Origin of the sequence: Paenibacillus sp. NPDC057967, from assembly GCF_042887015.1 — a bacterium.
Lineage (GTDB): Bacteria > Bacillota > Bacilli > Paenibacillales > Paenibacillaceae > Pristimantibacillus.
In genome coordinates, this window is record NZ_JBHVQB010000008.1 from 277,659 (window position 1) to 293,931 (window position 16,273).

The 16,273-nt window shown below is 53.0% G+C and carries 18 protein-coding genes and 1 other annotated feature; of the genes, 12 read left to right on the forward strand and 6 right to left on the reverse strand.

What is annotated here, in order from left to right:
• Window positions 1–107 precede the first annotated feature (107 nt).
• Window positions 108–944: a YitT family protein gene (locus tag ACFVSO_RS21615; protein WP_387477401.1), complete on the forward strand. Its 837-nt coding sequence runs from the start codon at window positions 108–110 to the stop codon at window positions 942–944.
• A gap of 75 nt (window positions 945–1,019) precedes the next feature.
• On the forward strand, window positions 1,020–1,220 hold the full coding sequence (locus ACFVSO_RS21620; protein WP_387477404.1) for a hypothetical protein: 201 nt from the start codon (window positions 1,020–1,022) through the stop codon (window positions 1,218–1,220).
• A 327-nt stretch (window positions 1,221–1,547) separates the two neighbouring features.
• Here the strand turns inward: ACFVSO_RS21620 and ACFVSO_RS21625 are convergent, their stop codons facing one another.
• Window positions 1,548–2,585 (reverse strand): LLM class flavin-dependent oxidoreductase, encoded by a 1,038-nt coding sequence (locus ACFVSO_RS21625; protein ID WP_387477406.1) that lies wholly within the window; start codon window positions 2,583–2,585, stop codon window positions 1,548–1,550.
• 239 nt (window positions 2,586–2,824) lie between these two features.
• Between ACFVSO_RS21625 and ACFVSO_RS21630 the strand changes: the two genes are divergently transcribed.
• The 3 genes from ACFVSO_RS21630 to ACFVSO_RS21640 all read left to right on the forward strand — a co-directional run bounded on the left by ACFVSO_RS21630 (window position 2,825) and on the right by ACFVSO_RS21640 (window position 5,998).
• Window positions 2,825–3,517, forward strand: a complete 693-nt coding sequence (locus tag ACFVSO_RS21630) for a response regulator transcription factor (protein ID WP_387477408.1) — start codon at window positions 2,825–2,827, stop codon at window positions 3,515–3,517.
• Window positions 3,514–4,593 (forward strand): sensor histidine kinase, encoded by a 1,080-nt coding sequence (locus ACFVSO_RS21635; protein ID WP_387477410.1) that lies wholly within the window; start codon window positions 3,514–3,516, stop codon window positions 4,591–4,593. Before ACFVSO_RS21630 ends, ACFVSO_RS21635 begins: the two co-directional genes overlap by 4 nt.
• A gap of 133 nt (window positions 4,594–4,726) precedes the next feature.
• Window positions 4,727–5,998 carry a cell wall-binding repeat-containing protein gene (locus ACFVSO_RS21640; protein WP_387477413.1) on the forward strand — a complete coding sequence of 424 codons (1,272 nt, stop codon included), beginning with the start codon at window positions 4,727–4,729 and terminating at the stop codon, window positions 5,996–5,998.
• A 140-nt stretch (window positions 5,999–6,138) separates the two neighbouring features.
• Here the strand turns inward: ACFVSO_RS21640 and ACFVSO_RS21645 are convergent, their stop codons facing one another.
• The 4 genes from ACFVSO_RS21645 to ACFVSO_RS21660 all read right to left on the reverse strand — a co-directional run bounded on the left by ACFVSO_RS21645 (window position 6,139) and on the right by ACFVSO_RS21660 (window position 10,341).
• On the reverse strand, window positions 6,139–6,669 hold the full coding sequence (locus ACFVSO_RS21645; RefSeq protein WP_387477415.1) for a hypothetical protein: 531 nt from the start codon (window positions 6,667–6,669) through the stop codon (window positions 6,139–6,141).
• A gap of 107 nt (window positions 6,670–6,776) precedes the next feature.
• Window positions 6,777–8,660: an arginine--tRNA ligase gene (locus ACFVSO_RS21650; RefSeq protein WP_387477417.1), complete on the reverse strand. Its 1,884-nt coding sequence runs from the start codon at window positions 8,658–8,660 to the stop codon at window positions 6,777–6,779.
• Window positions 8,661–8,705: 45 nt separating this feature from the next.
• Window positions 8,706–8,923: a binding site (T-box leader), on the reverse strand.
• 46 nt (window positions 8,924–8,969) lie between these two features.
• Complete coding sequence (locus ACFVSO_RS21655) at window positions 8,970–9,704, reverse strand: SDR family oxidoreductase (RefSeq protein WP_387477419.1); 735 nt, start codon at window positions 9,702–9,704, stop codon at window positions 8,970–8,972.
• Between the two features lie 49 nt (window positions 9,705–9,753).
• Window positions 9,754–10,341, reverse strand: a complete 588-nt coding sequence (locus tag ACFVSO_RS21660; RefSeq protein ID WP_387477421.1) for a Crp/Fnr family transcriptional regulator — start codon at window positions 10,339–10,341, stop codon at window positions 9,754–9,756.
• Window positions 10,342–10,684: 343 nt separating this feature from the next.
• Between ACFVSO_RS21660 and ACFVSO_RS21665 the strand changes: the two genes are divergently transcribed.
• From ACFVSO_RS21665 to ACFVSO_RS21695, 7 genes are all read left to right on the forward strand, one after another.
• Window positions 10,685–10,834 carry a paeninodin family lasso peptide gene (locus tag ACFVSO_RS21665; protein ID WP_182914402.1) on the forward strand — a complete coding sequence of 50 codons (150 nt, stop codon included), beginning with the start codon at window positions 10,685–10,687 and terminating at the stop codon, window positions 10,832–10,834.
• Between the two features lie 84 nt (window positions 10,835–10,918).
• Window positions 10,919–11,920, forward strand: a complete 1,002-nt coding sequence (locus ACFVSO_RS21670; protein WP_387477424.1) for an aldolase — start codon at window positions 10,919–10,921, stop codon at window positions 11,918–11,920.
• A complete protein-coding gene (locus ACFVSO_RS21675; RefSeq protein ID WP_387477426.1) occupies window positions 11,886–12,173 on the forward strand; it encodes a lasso peptide biosynthesis PqqD family chaperone in 288 nt (95 codons plus the stop codon). The genes ACFVSO_RS21670 and ACFVSO_RS21675 overlap by 35 nt, the downstream gene beginning before the upstream one ends.
• A 42-nt stretch (window positions 12,174–12,215) precedes the next feature.
• Window positions 12,216–14,009, forward strand: coding sequence for an ABC transporter ATP-binding protein (locus tag ACFVSO_RS21680; RefSeq protein WP_387477428.1), 1,794 nt, complete (start codon window positions 12,216–12,218; stop codon window positions 14,007–14,009).
• Window positions 14,010–14,151: 142 nt separating this feature from the next.
• Window positions 14,152–14,676, forward strand: coding sequence for a hypothetical protein (locus ACFVSO_RS21685; protein ID WP_387477430.1), 525 nt, complete (start codon window positions 14,152–14,154; stop codon window positions 14,674–14,676).
• A 27-nt stretch (window positions 14,677–14,703) separates the two neighbouring features.
• The gene (locus ACFVSO_RS21690) at window positions 14,704–15,204 is read left to right on the forward strand and encodes a GNAT family N-acetyltransferase (RefSeq protein ID WP_387477432.1); all 501 of its coding nucleotides are present in this window, start codon (window positions 14,704–14,706) and stop codon (window positions 15,202–15,204) included.
• A gap of 27 nt (window positions 15,205–15,231) precedes the next feature.
• The gene (locus tag ACFVSO_RS21695; RefSeq protein ID WP_387477434.1) at window positions 15,232–15,354 is read left to right on the forward strand and encodes a hypothetical protein; all 123 of its coding nucleotides are present in this window, start codon (window positions 15,232–15,234) and stop codon (window positions 15,352–15,354) included.
• A 108-nt stretch (window positions 15,355–15,462) separates the two neighbouring features.
• Here the strand turns inward: ACFVSO_RS21695 and ACFVSO_RS21700 are convergent, their stop codons facing one another.
• A complete protein-coding gene (locus ACFVSO_RS21700; RefSeq protein WP_387477436.1) occupies window positions 15,463–16,194 on the reverse strand; it encodes an alpha/beta fold hydrolase in 732 nt (243 codons plus the stop codon).
• Between the last annotated feature and the right edge of the window lie 79 nt (window positions 16,195–16,273).

The following is a 16,273-nucleotide window of genomic DNA, read 5'->3' on the forward strand; positions in this document are numbered from 1 at the left end:
TGGCCTAACAAGCACACGCATGAACGATACAACTTCAAGCGAATGCCCTTGCGGTATTCGCTTTTTTGTTGATGAATAGTGCACCAGCGAAAGGACATGTGAAAGCAATGAAAAAACGACTGATAGACATTTTGATGATTATGCTGGGCGCGTTTATTTTTGCGGTTGCGATCAATGTGTTTGTCATCCCGAACGATCTGGGCGAAGGCGGCGTTACCGGCCTGACGATTATCGCCTATTACCAATTCCAATGGTCACCCGGTCTGGTCAACCTGATCATCAACTCATTTCTGCTTATTGTGGGCTATAAATTTTTGGATAAAACGACAACGATCTATACGATTATCGCCGTCTTGTTCAACTCGCTGTTCCTGCATCTGACGGAGAGCTGGACGATTGGCACGCATGATCTCATGATCAATACAATCTTTGGCGGCGTTCTTGTAGGTGCCGGGATCGGCATTATTATCCGAGTAGGCGGGACGACAGCGGGAACGACGATTCTCGCCAGAATTATGAACAAATATTTGGACTGGAATATCAGCTACGCGCTCCTGTTCTTTGATCTGATTGTCGTGTTTGCGTCGTATTTCATCATCGGCATTCAAGGCATGCTGTTCACGATTGTGATGCTGTATGTCGGCACGAAGGTGATGGACTTTATTATTGAAGGCCTGAACTCGCAGAAGGCGGTTATGATTGTCTCCAATGAGCAGAAGCTGATTGCGGAGAGAGTCAACAAGGTGATGGACCGCGGAGTAACGGTATTTTACGGAAAAGGCAATTACACCAACACGCCGAAGGATATTCTGTATATCGTCATCACGAAGCCCGAGGTCAGTATGCTGAAGAAAATCGTGAAGTCGGTCGACAAAAATGCGTTTATTACAATCCATGATGTGCGGAATGTATTCGGCGAAGGTTTCGTTGATATATCGAAATAGCATGTATAAGCAATGGCAGATTGAATGAAAGACGGAGCTGTCCAGTAAGTTTGCTCGTTTGATGAGATGGTTCACATGATTACAAAAAGGAATGGCGGTGCGAGGGGGATTCCCCTTTCACCGCCATTTCTGGTTTTGATCTATCGTATGATGAAGGGACGTCTCTCAGTCATTGATGGCTTTGGGATCGCCCTCTTGTCAGGCGAGGCTGATTCGCGGATTCAAGTCGATTTTATCGACTTATTCAAGCCGGACGAGGGTACTACGGGCATTTAAGTCGCTTCTATCGACTTATACGGGACGATGGAGGCTGGTTCACGGAATTAAGTCGATTTTATCGACTTATTCAAGTCAGACGAGGGTACTACGGGCGTATAAGTCGCTTCTACCCGACTTAATCCCAGCGAATGAGCTGACAATGGCCTGCAGTTCGTACGCAGTATAACAATAACAACATTACTGACTCAAAAAGAGAGCTGTCCCAATGTCACTTCAGACATTCGGGACAGCTCTGTCTTTATGCAGGGACTTAATGAGATCGCTCATTCCTCGTCGCGATGATGCATACGCATTCGGAGGTTGTCGGATACGATGTCCTTTGCCTTATGAACGAGCCAGCTCTTTGCGCACAATCGGCGCAACCTTCGTGCCAAGCAGCTCGATGGAGCGCAGCACTTCGCGATGCGGCATGGAGCCGATGTCTACATGGTGCAAGAAGCGGGTCAGGCCCAAGTTTTTATGAAGCAATACGATTTTCTCCGCTACATATTCCGGATCGCCGACATAGAGGGAGCCTCTTAGGCTGCGCGCGGAGTCGAATGCCTCGCGGTCATAATGCGGCCAGCCTCGCTCACGCCCGATCGTGTTCATTTGGGCCTGAGTATACGGGAAGAAAGTGTTCGCCGCTTCCTCGGTTGTATCAGCAATAAAGCCGTGCGAATGGGTCGCGATCTGCAGCTTCCGAGGATCATGGCCGGCCCTAATAGCTGCTTGCTTGTACAGGTTCACCAGCGGGGCGAACCGCTCCGGCATGCCGCCGATAATGGCGAATACGACCGGCAAGCCAAGCGTACCGGCACGCACAGCCGATTCCGGGTTGCCGCCAGTTCCGATCCAGACCGGGAGCGGGTCCTGTACAGAGCGCGGATAGACGCCGCGATCTTTGATGGCTGGGCGGTGGCCTCCGCGCCATGTCACCTTCTCGGATTCACGCACGGCAAGCAGCAGCTCCAGCTTCTCCTCGAACAACTCATCATAATCGTCCAAGCTTTGGCCGAAGAGCGGGAAGGATTCGATGAACGAACCGCGTCCCGCCATAATTTCCGCGCGGCCGTTCGAGATGCCGTCCAAGGTGGAGAAGGCTTGATACACGCGGACAGGGTCATCTGACGACAAGACCGTTACGGCGCTGGAGAGTCGGATGTTCTTCGTGCGGGAAGCCGCTGCTGCCAATAATACGGCAGGCGCGCTTGCGGCATAATCGGCGCGGTGATGCTCGCCGACGGCATATACGTCAAGGCCGACTTGATCGGCCAGTACAATCTCTTCTACTCCATTGCGCAGCCGTTCGGCATGGCTGATGGCCTTGCCTGTAACGGGGTGCGGCGACGCTTCCATAAACGTACTGATTCCAATTTCCATATATCGACGCCTCCTTTGTTTGTATACATATTACTATAAAAATTAATGTAAATCAATTATAGTAAGTAAGTTAATGAATGAACAGTTCAATCCTACCTTATTGTGGCATAGAACCACCTGCTTTACACGGCCTTGTTGCATCAACTGGACAATTATTTCCTCTTCCATCGTCATCTATATCGAATCTACACAAGTTCAAGGTAGAATAGAGGCAGCTCTATGCTTATTGGAGGATGGACATGAAAACAATCGCAGTGGTTGATGATGAACATAAAATACGCGACGTGCTCGTATCTTATTTGGCTCAGGGAGGATTCCGCTGTGTTGAAGCCGGGACCGGGCGCGAGGCTTTGCGGATCGTCTCAGAGCAGTCGCCCGACCTGATTATCCTGGATCTGATGCTGCCGGATATGGACGGGGAATCCGTGTGCGAGGCGATACGCCGGATTCATTCCATCCCGATTCTGATGCTGACTGCGAAGGTATCGGAGAATAACCGAATCAGGGGTTTGTCGCTGGGGGCTGACGATTATGTCGTAAAGCCATTCGATCCTCGTGAGGTAGTGGCGCGCGTGCGCGCAATCTTGCGCCGTACCGACGATGGCCAACTGCTAGCTGACCGCTTGGTGTTCCATAGCGGCCATCTGGCGATCGATTCGCTGAAGCAAGAGGTGTATTGCGGCGGCGAAGCGGTGAGTCTGACACCGAATGAATACAAGCTGTTGCTTGCGCTGGCGAAGCATCCGCAGCGTCGGTTCACGCGCGAGGAACTGGTGGAGAAGGTGTTGGGTTATGAATTTGAAGGAGATATCCGTACGATCGATCAGCATGTGAAAAACATCCGTTCCAAAATCGAACCCGATCCCAAGTCGCCGATTTATATTGTCACGGTGTACGGAGCGGGATACCGGTTCGCGGGGGGAGAGCTATGAAGCAGAGGCTCCATCTTCGGCTGGCGCTTATTATAATCGCACTGGCGGCAGGTATTGTCGCGATTGCCACGGTCAGCATTGTAGCAGAGACGCATTATCACTTCACGATGTATCAAGAGCAGCATGAAGCGTCAGGGATGAATGGCGATGCAGGAGCGCTCGCCTATCATTTGGAGCAGGCGCTCATCCAGACGATAATTTGGACAGGCCTCGGATCCATTACACTGGCTGTTATTCTGGGCTTCTATGTCGCGCGGCGCATATCCGAGCCGCTAGTTCATATGAAGCGGATTGCGGAGAGAATGTCGAACGGGCAGTGGCATTCGCGCGTGCACGTGAAGGGCGAGGATGAGCTGGCGCAGCTTGGCGCTTCGCTGAACTCGCTTGCCGATCAGCTCCGCCAGCAGGAGCAGCTTCGGGTGACGATGACCGAGGATATCGCCCATGAACTGCGCACGCCGCTGGCTACATTGAAGAGTCATATGCGGGCAATGGAGGATGGTATTTGGGCTCCGACGCCAGAGCGCATCCATTCCTGCTATGAGGAGATCGAGCGGCTGACGCGTCTGGTTGCAGAACTGGAGGATCTGACCCATGTGGAGTCTCCGGGATTCCAGCTGAATCTCAGCAAGTCCTCGCTGGATGAAGTCATTCAGCGCGCTGGCGATCTTGTGCAGGCGGCCTTCAGGGAGAAGGGCGCAGTTCTTAGTTGCCACACAGATCCGGGGCTTCAACTGGACATGGACCCGAATCGGATGATGCAAATTCTGGCGAACCTGCTGAGCAATGCGCTAAAGTATACCCCGGAAGGAGGCCGTGTCCATATAGAAGCCGCCGATGAGGGAGAGAACGTACGCTTGCTGGTGCGGGATACAGGAAGCGGCATCCCGCCAGAGGAGCTGCCGTTTATTTTCGAACGGTTCTATCGTACGGAGAAGTCGCGCAATCGCCGGACAGGGGGCAGCGGCCTGGGACTGACCATCGTCAAGCAACTGGTTACGGCGCATGGCGGGACGGTGTACGCAGAGAGCGATAGTAATGGTACGACGATTCATATCCGGCTGCCGAAGGGTTAATGGACATCTACACAGGATCTTCAAAACCTCCCCTTATACTGATCTTGCCCGGCGCTTGTCCCCGAAGTAAAGGATATCCAAAGCAGGGAGACAACACGCACGGAGTCCAGTTGCAGGATACAGGAGGTTTGGCATGTTCAATCATACATGGAAAGCGGGCATCGTATCCGCTGCGCTTCTATTAACGCTCACGGGATGCTTCGGTTCGGACAAGCCTGCCGCGAATACCGAAGCCAGCGGAATGGCGGGAGGCCCATCGGCACCATGGATTGCTTCCAAAAATACAACAAGAATCAATACGGCCCAGCCTGCGGAAGCGGCGGCTATCGTATCGCAGACGCTATGGATGGCCACAGAGGACAGTAATCGGCCGGGAGGCGTGATTATTGCTGATCCCAAGGATTGGCAGACGGCTCTGGTCAGTGCGAATCTCATCCACCATCCCAATGATGGTCCCGTCTTATTCGCCAATAAGGATAGCCTGCCAGACGAGACGCTGCAGGAGCTGAAGCGTCTCCGTCCCAAAGGCGTGGACAGCAACGACGGTATCCAAGTGATACTGGTCGGCAATCTGGGCGAGAACGTTGAGGTTCAAGTTAAGGCGCTTGGTTACAAAACGGATCAAATTGAAGGAGCGAGTGCTCCCGCCATTGCTAAGGCAGTGGATGCCTACTATGCCGGGTTGACGAAGGATATCCCGCAGTCCGTCATTGTGGGCTCGATGGATAGCGCTGAATATACGATGCCGGCTATCAATTGGATTGCCCATATGCCAGAGCCGCTGCTGTACGTTCAGAAAGACCAGATCCCGCAGGAGACGATTGATGCATTGAGCACGCGCGGCGGACAAGCGAACATCTATATTCTGGGGCCGGAAGCAGCCGTATCGGCCAAAGTCGAAGAGCAGCTGAGCCAATACGGGAAGGTCATCCGCATTGCTGGAGACGATCCCTATGAGAATGCGGTAGCGTTCGCAAAGTATAATGACCCGGAGACAGGCTTCGGCTGGGGCATCGACTCGCCGGGCCATAACTTCTCATTCGTAGCGAAGGCTTCGCCGGAGCTCGCCCTTGCGGCTGCTCCATTCTCGCATCTGGGCAAGCACGCACCGCTGCTATGGACGGATAAGAAGGGGATGCCGGACTCCGTCATGGCTTATGTCATGTCCCTCCAGCCGAAGTACAAGGACTCTCCGGTCGAAGGCCCTTTCAACCATGCTTGGCTGACAGGTTCGGCGAACGCTCTGTCCGAAGCGGCGCAAGGCGAGATTGACGCCATGCTGGAGATTGTATCGGAGTCGGGCGCGGGACATGGCGCTCACGGAGGCGGACAATCGGCAGAGGAAGAGCAGTCCTCGACTGGCGAGCAAGAGAGTAACGGCGGGGGCGGAGGCTCCCATCATTAATCCGGCAAAGAAGCCTTTATTCCGCGGTATTCGCGGAATAAAGGCTTCTCTTGGTTCGGATGACGCGAATAGCGCCATTAATGAGTGCATGGTGACCCATTTCCGGCCGTTCACCGACGGTTTATGCAGGAGCAATGGCTTTATTGTTTCTTCTTTTTGCCAACAAGCTCATTCTCCCCGACACTGCCGCTGCCGCCGCCAACGGCGTGCTGCTGCTTGGTGCGCGGGCTGTCAATTGCGGAGTTGGTTCCGGCCGCGCTGTAGCTGCCGGCGGCCCCTGCCACTTGGGTTGCGGATGCAAGCTCTTGGCCCTGAGGCAGTCTGACCACTTGCTCATTAATGAGAATGACGACTTCCTTCTCTTGGTGATGCTTGCGTGAACGATCTTTGTCCTTATGCTTGCTTCCCTTCTTCAATCCTTTGTTCTTCGCTATGCCGCCTGCGCCGACGCTTTGCTGCTGGAACGTATCCGGAGAATTAATCACTCCGTTATTGCCTGCAGTACCGCTTCGGCCTGCGCCATTCGCGATCTGGGTCGTGTTCGGCGCGTTGGTGAACTGCCCATTGTAGACAAAGATAACGCGGTCTACACCCTTTAGCGGAGTTTTGGAGATATACTCCTTTCGTCCTTTGCGAAGCGTAATCACTAGCTCGTCCTTTCGTTTGCCCACAGCCTCATCCCTCTCTGGAATCCGTTATGATCCATCTTATGTAAGGTGGAAGGGAGAGGCGTGGACAAGCGCGGCTTCTAGCAAAAATAAGGAGTAAGACCGGGGGTCTACATGCGTGCAGGAGCCGGAAGACCAAGCGTATCCAGCGCCTCGCCCATGGCCTGCTGGAACAAGGAGACGAGCCACAGACGGTATGCCTTTGTATCCTCGTCGGCCTTCAGAATCGGACAAGCTGCATAGAAGTTATTGAACAGGGAAGCCAGCTCGTAAGCGTAATTGCAAATGATTGTCGGAGATAGCTCGCGGGCGGCCGCATGGAGCGTATCCTCCCAAGCGGCCATATGGCGGATCAAAGCCAGCTCCGCTTTCTCCTTAGGTGCGGCTTCAGCTGGTATGGCAATACTGTTTGTGCCGTTCTCTGCCGTCTTCGCCATGATATTCGCCGCGCGGGCGTACGCATACATCAAGTAAACGCCGGTATTGCCGGTTACCTCAGTCGCTTGTTGAAGGTCGAATACCACTTCCGTCGACAAGGCGAAGCGCAGGAGATAATAACGGATCGCCGCCGCTCCGATGATGCGGCTGGACAGTCCGCTTGCGTCCGAACGCTTCTCGTCAATGACGCCTTCCATCCGGTCAAGCAGATCGGCGATCTTAATGCCCACGCCTTGTCTGCCGGACATGGCATAGGAGGATTTGCCGGACGACACATCAATGCCAAGCTCCTCCGCTGCGGCTGGGCTCAGCGACACGACCCCGTAGCTTACATGGCGCAGCTTATCTGCTTGCTCGGTATAGCCCAGCACCTCTAGCGCCTGCTTCACCATCGCCTGCGGATATTCCTGTCGGTAGTCGATGACGTTAATGACGGTATAGGCCTTGCCGTATGCAGAGGACGAGGCGCCTCCATGATGCGTCGACCATAGACCGTCTGAGAACGGCTGGTAGGAGAAGTCTTTGTCCAGCAGTCCGAACTTCCATAGGTGGTAGGCGATATCCTTGGCGGTATAGGTCAGAATGCCGTTGGACCGCACTAACACCTTATCCATCTGATGCTGATCGGCCTCTTCTGCTTCTGTCGCTTTCTCACTCGCATCGTTTGTGGATTGTCTCAGCACCCAGCAGCCTTCCAGCTTGCCGGACTTCTCCTGCACGAAAGAGGATGTGTCCCTCAGCAGCTCGAATGCCGCCTGCCAGAATCCTTCTCTTACGATCTGGCTTTCCCATACGAGCAAATCATAATGAATGCCGAATGCCTTCATCTCTTCCAGATGCTCGCGCACGATGCGCTCCGCGACGAGCAATCCAATCCAGGACAGGCCGTTATCCCCCTCCTCTAGCGCATGCAGCACATTCGTCCGTTCGCTGAGCTTGACGGGATTCGCCGCATACTCTCGATTGACCCCGGAGTAAATGTCCCAGCAGAAGTCGCCGAAGCGGGCGTGGTTCCTGTTCAGCGGAACATGCAGCAGTCCGACTACGGTATCAGCAAGCTGATTGCCCAGATCATCGATGTAATTGTGCACTTCAACCTCACGGCCTGTTTTCTTCAGAATGCGGGCCAGCGTATCGCCGATACATGAATTGCGCAGATGGCCGATATGCGCGGATTTATTCGGGTTGATGGAGGTGTGCTCGATAATCGCTTTGCCGCCAGTCAAAGCTGGCGAAGGAAACTCGCGGCGGGCCCAGACGTTCCAGTCGATGTGCACGTTCAAAAAGCCGGGCGGCGCAACTTCGATCAGACGGGCCAGAGCGGCGAACTCGGAATCACTCTCCAGCTTGTTCTTCAGCAGTCCTGCGATATGCAAGGGGGACTTGCGCAGTGTTTTGGCCAGCTGCATAGCTATATTCGTCGAGTAGTCCCCGTGCTCCAGATGTACAGGCTGCTCTACAGTGATCTTCAGCACTTCCGGTCGCTCTGCGCCAAGTTCCTCATGCAATTCCAGCACAGACTGGGCTATGCGTGTTCTCATCCATTCGATTAACATCCTAGCATCCTCCTTTGTCTAATAAAAAACGCCCTCGTCTCTTGGAAAAGAGACGAAGGCGCATGCATTCGCGGTACCACTCTTGTTGCTGAACGGAACGTTCAGCCACTCTAACGGATAACGGCCGCAGCCGAGACTTCCTACTCTGAAGGTTCAGAAGCCTATCTCATGGGTCCGCTTCACTGCTGCATCCGTACCGGCTCTCACTCTCCCGGCTCGCTTGAACTTCCGCTGGCAGTTACTCTCCCAATCGTGGATTGTTCGATATGTTTACCAATTATAACGATTCGGCAGCAAAACGCAAGCCCCTTATGAATGACGCAATATAGCTTCGGCCACAGAAGGGAACCAGCGATTCAGCCATTTCAATATTTTGACCTTGCCGATGGCGATTTCCAGTCGATTATGCCGGAAATCGCGAAAAAATTGTTCGGCAAGCCGTTCCGGCGATAGTTTGCCGCGCCCTCTGCCCCGGGTCATGGCGGTGTCCACAATCGGCGGTATGATTTCAAATACCTGTACAGGTGATCCCCTAAGCTGATCGCGCAGCGACTTGGTGAAAATATGCAGTGCAGCCTTTGTGCCGCAGTAGACCGGAGCCGATTTTTTGGGGACGATGCCGAGTCCTGAGGATACGTTAATGATGGCTGATTTCGGCTGACGGGCCAGCAGCGGAAGCAGCTCGGCGATCAGCAGAATGGGAGCGGTCAGATTGATTCCGATCTCTTCCTCGATCAAGTCGGCTTCAACGCCATTTATAAAGTCGTAATTATGCTGAATGCCCGCATTGTTAATGAGAATATTCAATGTCGGATGTCGCTCATACAACGCTGCGGCCAGCTCTTGTATGGCATCTTTTCTGCGAAGGTCGCATGCATGCGTGGAGATGGTTGGATACCTTTCCTTTAATGCATGCAGCTTCTGCTTGTTTTGCCCCACGACGATAACTTTATTGCCGTGCTGAATGAATTGCTCGGTTAACGCTAATCCGATACCCGAGGCACCGCCTGTAATAAGAACGGTATGTCCGTTTGCTTGCATCATCACCATTCCTCCTTACGTCCCACTATAAAACGGAGGAGAATAAGGCGCATTAACCCAGGTTTATGCGTCTTCGAATTCGGCTGAGCGCTACAGGTGTAATCCCAAGATAAGAGGCGATGTGGTATTGTGGAATCTCGCTTTCAAGATGCCCGTATTGCGATAAAAACAGGCGGTAGCGCTCTTCGGCGGTCAAGAGAAGCAGCTCGCGCTCTCTTGTTTCTTTCTTCACGAACAGCTGCTCGGCGACGATCCGGCCGAACCGCTCCCATCCTGGATGACGGTCATAAGAGGCGGCTAATTGCTCGTAGCGGAAGACGAGAATTTGGCTTTCTTGCAGCGATTGAATCGATAAGTACGAAGGGATGCGTTGAAGCAGCGCTCCATACGGCGCAATGAAATCATGACGCGAGCAGAAGCTTTTGTTATGCTCATCGCCACCCGGTGTCTCATAAAAAATCCGAAATAGCCCGTCGATGCATATGCCGATTGAATCCGAAGTCTCACCTGATCGTACCCAGTACTCCCCTTTTGCCAAGAATGTAAGAGCCGCTGTGCGGCCTAAGGTCAGCCATTCCTCTATGGGCAGAGAAGGAGGGATTTTGAGTGAGGCATAAAGCGATCTTAATTGGACTTCCATACACACATCTCCTTAACCTGTGACATAGCTCAGCTTCTAGTTAATTCTGCATGCGATGCGGCAGGTCCTGTAGCCTGCCAAGTGCATTTCTCAGGACATTCGCCAATATTGCCTTCTACCAGAATTTACTGGTAAATCGCTCCTAGTATGGAATTAATTCCATAGTCCTAACTATGGCGTCTGACCACTTCTAAATGGACTAAAAAACAAATTGACAAAATCTTAAAATTTCCTTAATATTAGGACACAATCGTTCTTAATTAAGAACATTGGATCATTCGCAGATCGCTTCCGTACTCATTCATGCAGGATGATACCACCCGTCAGAAGGAGGTGTTAGGCCTTGGAGAAGAAGGAATGGAAAGTACCGCAATTGGAAGTGCTGAATGTGAGCATGACGATGAAGAAGAAACCGCATAAGCCCGGCAAAGGATCAGGTTCCGGCTCCGGTTCCAATCCGGGATCCGATCCCAGCATTGGCTTTGGCAGCTAGTAAGCGCATACATACTCGTGAGAAAGGCCCTTATTCCATATTAGCTGGGATGAGGGCTTATTACGTTAATAGGAGGTCCTGCAGATGACGACAGTTGCCCTGACTTATCGATATTCGGCCTTTGGCCTGCGCTTCAGAAGCGACATACCGCCAGCTGAGGCGCATGATTTGGATAACGACTTAGAGAGTCCCTCGGATGTAGCTGTAACCTACGGCCAGTTGGAGGAGCTATGGTTGGAGCTGGCGGGGGAGAATGAGGCTTATGTGGTTCAAGAGAATTTTGTAATGTTCCTGATCGAGAACACAGCCCATTATCTTGTCCGCGATGGCAATAAGATTGTCGTCTCGCCAATCGGGAATCCACCGATCGAGAAGCTGCGGCTGTTCTTGGATGGCTACGCGGTATCCGCTCTATTGTTACAGAGAAGGGTGCTGCCCTTGCACGGAAGCGCGATTGCTATACAGGGCAAGGCCTATGCATTCGTAGGGCAATCTGGCGCAGGCAAGTCAACGCTGACGCGGGCCTTTCTGGAGCGCGGCTACGGCTTTCTGACGGATGATGTCATTCCGGTTTCGATTCCGGAGGGCGGCGCAGCACCTGTGGTTATGCCGGCTCTGCCGGAGCAGAAGCTATGGCAGGAGTGCCTGCCTCACTTTGATCTGAATAGAAGCAGCCTGCCCACGATCTATACACGCGAGGTGCAGCGCGGAGATACTGTGGCGAGGCGCATGAAATATGCGGTAGCGGTCGAACGGCTTCAGCGCGAAGCCTTGCCGCTCGGCGGCGTTTTCGAATTGGTGAAGGAGCCTTGCAGGAACGAGCGTGTATCGCTTCATCCCATTCAGAAGGCGGAGAAGTTTCAAGCTTTGCTGCAGCACACTTTCCATCGGGCCATTATTCCGCCGCTTGGTTTGCTGAAGTGGCATTTTGGAGCCATAACCACTCTTGTGAGGGAAATTCCGGCGTACAGGCTGAAACGCACACCTTCGTTATTTACTGCCCATGAGTTAGTGGATTTAATTGTAAGCCATATAGAGGAGGCGCAGAGCTATGATCGCGGCATTAACATTGGACAGTCTCGTTAGACAGTCAGAGGACCATCTGGCGTCAGATGTGGACGGGGAGAAAGTGCTGCTCCATACCAGCACCTATGCTTATTACAATCTAGGCGATATCGGAGGCGATATTTGGTCCCGGCTGGAAGGCTCAGCGACAGTCCGGCAAGTGGTGGAAGCGCTCATGTTCGATTATGCGATTGAGCGTCCCGAGTGCGAGCGCAGGGTGCTGGATTTCATGGAGCAGCTCCACCGGGAAGGGCTGATTCAGGTTGTGGCGTAAGGATGCTTGGGCCGGACGCCTCGACAAGGGAGGCAAGCCGCGATGAGAGCGATCGCTTATTTTATGAAGGATATGCTTCGTTTTGCCGGGAGACGGCTCGTGTTCAATTTCGCTGGCATGCTCGTGATCGGCATGATGCAATCGGCAGGCATCCTGCTGATCATTCCGCTGCTCGGCATCACAGGCCTCATCGAGCTGAAAGCAGATGACTATGGCTACTTGGCAGGCTTGCTGGAATGGTTCAAGCGTATGCCATTCATGCAAAGTTTGGCTGCTATCTTGGCTCTGTATGTGCTTATCATCGTAGGACAAAGCTTCATCGGGCGGCATCAAGCGATTGTAGACAAGAGCATTCAGCAGGGCTATCTCCGCAAGCTTCGCGAGGATACGTACGGCAATCTGCTGCGGGCCGACTGGGCGTTCTATCTGCGCAACCGCAACGCCGATTTGGTGAAAATGCTGACAATTGAGATTGCTCAAGTTAAAAAAGGTATCGGGCTATCGCTGGACTTCATCTCGGCGCTCCTTTTCGCAGTTGTAAAAATTGGATTGGCAGTAGCGCTTTCACCTGCCATTACGCTCGCAGTGCTGCTGAGCGGCGGTCTCCTACTGCTGTTCTCCAGGTATTTCACCCGCAAGGCCAAGCAATTCGGCCAAGATAATCTAGAGTTGTCCAGAATCTATCAAGCAGGCGTCACCGACCATCTTGGCGGCATGAAGGATATTAAGAGCAACACGCTGGAGCGGGCGCATGTCCACTGGATGAACGTCCTGCTTCGCAAGGTTGAGCATAATGCAGTGGCTTATACGAAGATGAAAACAAACTCTCAATTCATATATAGCGCTGTGTCGGCTATCCTGCTGGCGGTATTCGTCTATGTGCTGGTTAGCTTGTTTCATTCGCAGCCAGCCCAGCTGCTGCTTATTATCGTCATTTTCTCCCGGCTGTGGCCGGTTGTTGCAGGGATGCAGTCCAGTCTGGAGAGTGTGGCTTCGCTTGTCCCGTCGCTGGAAGCGCTGATCAAGCTGCAGCGGGAGTGCTCGGAGTCCCGAGAACTGGGGCATGCGAGCTTTGCAGGCGGTGGCGCGCTGGAACTCCGGCACGGTCTGGAGCTGCGCGGGGTCAGCTTTCGCTACCGGGAGGGTGAGGAGTGTCCGTATGCGCTGCGGAATCTGCAACTATACATTCCGGCCGGGAAAATGACGGCAATTGCCGGCCCTTCGGGAGCCGGCAAGAGTACTCTCGTCGATATGCTTCTGGGATTGCATAAGCCGACGAGCGGAGCAGTGCTGGTCGACGGCCAGCCGCTCGGGGAGCATAATTTGCTGCCGCTTAGGCGTTCTGTCAGCTATGTGTCGCAGGATCCCTTCCTATTCCACGCCTCGCTGCGCGACAACCTGATGCTGATGAACGAAAGCGCGACGGAAGCGGAGCTGTGGGAAGTGCTGGAACTGGCTGCGGCTGGCGACTTGGCACGGGGGCTTCCCGAGGGTCTGGATACGATTATTGGGGATCGCGGCGTCCGGCTGTCCGGGGGAGAGCGACAGCGGATCGTGTTGGCGCGGGCGCTATTGCGGAAGCCGTCTATCCTGATATTGGACGAGGCGACGAGCGCGCTGGATACCGTGACGGAGAGGCGGGTGAAGGAGACGCTGGACGGTCTGAAGGGCACGATGACCATCATTGTGATCGCGCACCGGCTGTCTACGATTCAGCATGCGGATCAAGTTATTGTGCTTGATCATGGAGAAATTGTGCAGCGCGGCGGCTATGACGATTTGGCAGTCGACGGGAAGAGGCTATTCGGCAGGATGGTTGGACATTCGATCGGCTGAAAAGGACGTTAGTCGATTAGAACTAGATGATCCCCCACATGGGGGATTTTTTACTTTATAGAAAAAAAGTAGTATTTAGTTGATAGACGCGAAAACGGTCGAAATAGTAAAATTGGCATAGATGAACGAGGGGGTAGCAGTCATGGATATCAGCTTTTCCGTATGTGCTACCGCAATGTATCAGGCCAAGTACCTGGATTTTATGTTGCAGCATTATGACGATCTTGGCATGCCTTATCCGTTCCAGGTTTCTTTTGGCTTTATCGCAAGTCCCGTTCTGATGGAGAAGGAAGCGATTCTGTGCCTGGACGAGGAGAACGAGGCAGTTGGAGCGCTTGGCTATATTTTCGGGACAGGCGAGAAGCAGTATGAAGATAAGCAAGTCGTACAGATGCAGGCCGTCTATCTGGACAAGGCCTTTAGAGGAACAAGGCTGTTTCTGAGAGGACTGCAGTTTCTCCTCCATCATCTGAAGCAACAGCCCGTTAGTGTAACAGAGCTGGTGTTTTGGACAGGACCGGACCCTTTCATTAACCGCTTGGCGGCCAAGTTCGCCAGTTTGGAGTCGGTGACCGAATCGGAATTCGGCAGGCTGTCGGCCTATAGGGTCCCGGTGCCTGATTTGGAGGCCTACTTGCATAAGTTTCGGCCTATTCAGCTCGCTTAAGCCAGTACAGATTCAGGAGGATCACGGATGATTCGTGCGAGAACCAAGCTATGTGAGTGTGATTCCGATTATGCACGGTTTGCGCGCTTTTTTATTGCTAACAGCCGTCAGTTTAGCCGCAATTATCAGATTGATTCGGCGGTAGCCCATGTTCTAATGACTTTGCCGACTAGCCGTATTTTGATGTATGAGAATGAATCGGGAGAATCAATCGCATCTGTTCAATACTATTATGAGGCGGATAGTGACACGGCGTTTATTGATTCGGCCGTTCTGTTGAAAGAGTACCGCAGCAGCAGGATATTCTTCGAAGGATTACGAGATCTTGTCCGGTACGTATGCCGGGATTATCCCGCTGTTCGCCGCTTTCGCTTTCACGTGCAAGCCGAGAATCGTTACTTGAACCGGCTGTACAGCAAGTTTGCCGATCCGGCGGGAGAGAGAGAAGGCTACGATGGGCCGGAACTGATTTATGTGTCGGAGTTGAACAGGCTGAAGGCTTATTTGAGATTGGAACAGGCCGGCTAGGCATTATTAAAGAAGGAGGTGAAAACAATGTTTCCAACAGTTGGATTTGGTAATAAGGTCACGAAGGGCAGCGGTTTCGGCCGTATCGACGTCCTGAACGTTCTGAAAGTGAACGAGCAGCTCAGAACTTCTGCGGCTTCCAGCAAGTAAGACGCGCTGCTAGGCCAATAGGGCCAGGCCACAATTAAGCAGGCAAGAGCATTCGTTGCGGGATGCTCTTGCCTGCTTTTTTTGCGTTTGCGTCAGGATGCCTTTTGGCTACGTATTGGAGCCTTGAGAGCGGGAGAACTGATTGAGCAATCCTTGCAGGATGGCTCCAAGCCCAGCAGGATTGCTCAGCATCGGCAGATGTCCGGCTTGCAGCTCTATTACGCGGTTAGCGGCAAGATTAGCGGCCATACGATCTTGAATCTCCGGGGTGAACTCTTGATCTTGCATAAGCTTGATATAGTATTTCGGAATTGCTGGAATAGGCGCATTCGTCCGATCGAAGTATAAGCGTTTGGCTTCAGGAACGTAGCCGTCTACGACAGAGTCGGATTGAGCAGGGGACAGATCATTGCATGACCCGGAGCGAATGGCAGAGCCCGGAGGTTTTGTGCCAGCCAGTCTCATCAAGACTGTAAATATCATTCGTTTGAGTAGAGGCAGCGATGAGAGGAACGAACCTCCGCCACGCGGAATAGAGGCACTGACCGCAATAAGCCCGGCCACACGATCCTTCAAGTCCTCGGCCAGCCGCAGCGCAATTGCTCCCCCGATGGAATGGGCGACGATAATGAATCGACGTACCGGCCAGTCCTCAATTTGACGTATAGCCTCTGCGCAATAATCCAGAAAGGTGAGCTTGCAGCGCTCCTCGTCTTTGCCGCTTCTCATGGGCAAATCAATGAACAGACTAGGCGCATCTACATACTGTGAGGTCATCTGCCAGACCTCTCCCTTGAGTCCGGCCCCGTGAATAAATACAACCCCGATACGATCATTCATAGCATTCCTGTTATTAGCGTTCATAGTATCACCCTTTGGACTAGTTTTCTCTTTTTCCTATGTATTCATCCTAGCTCAT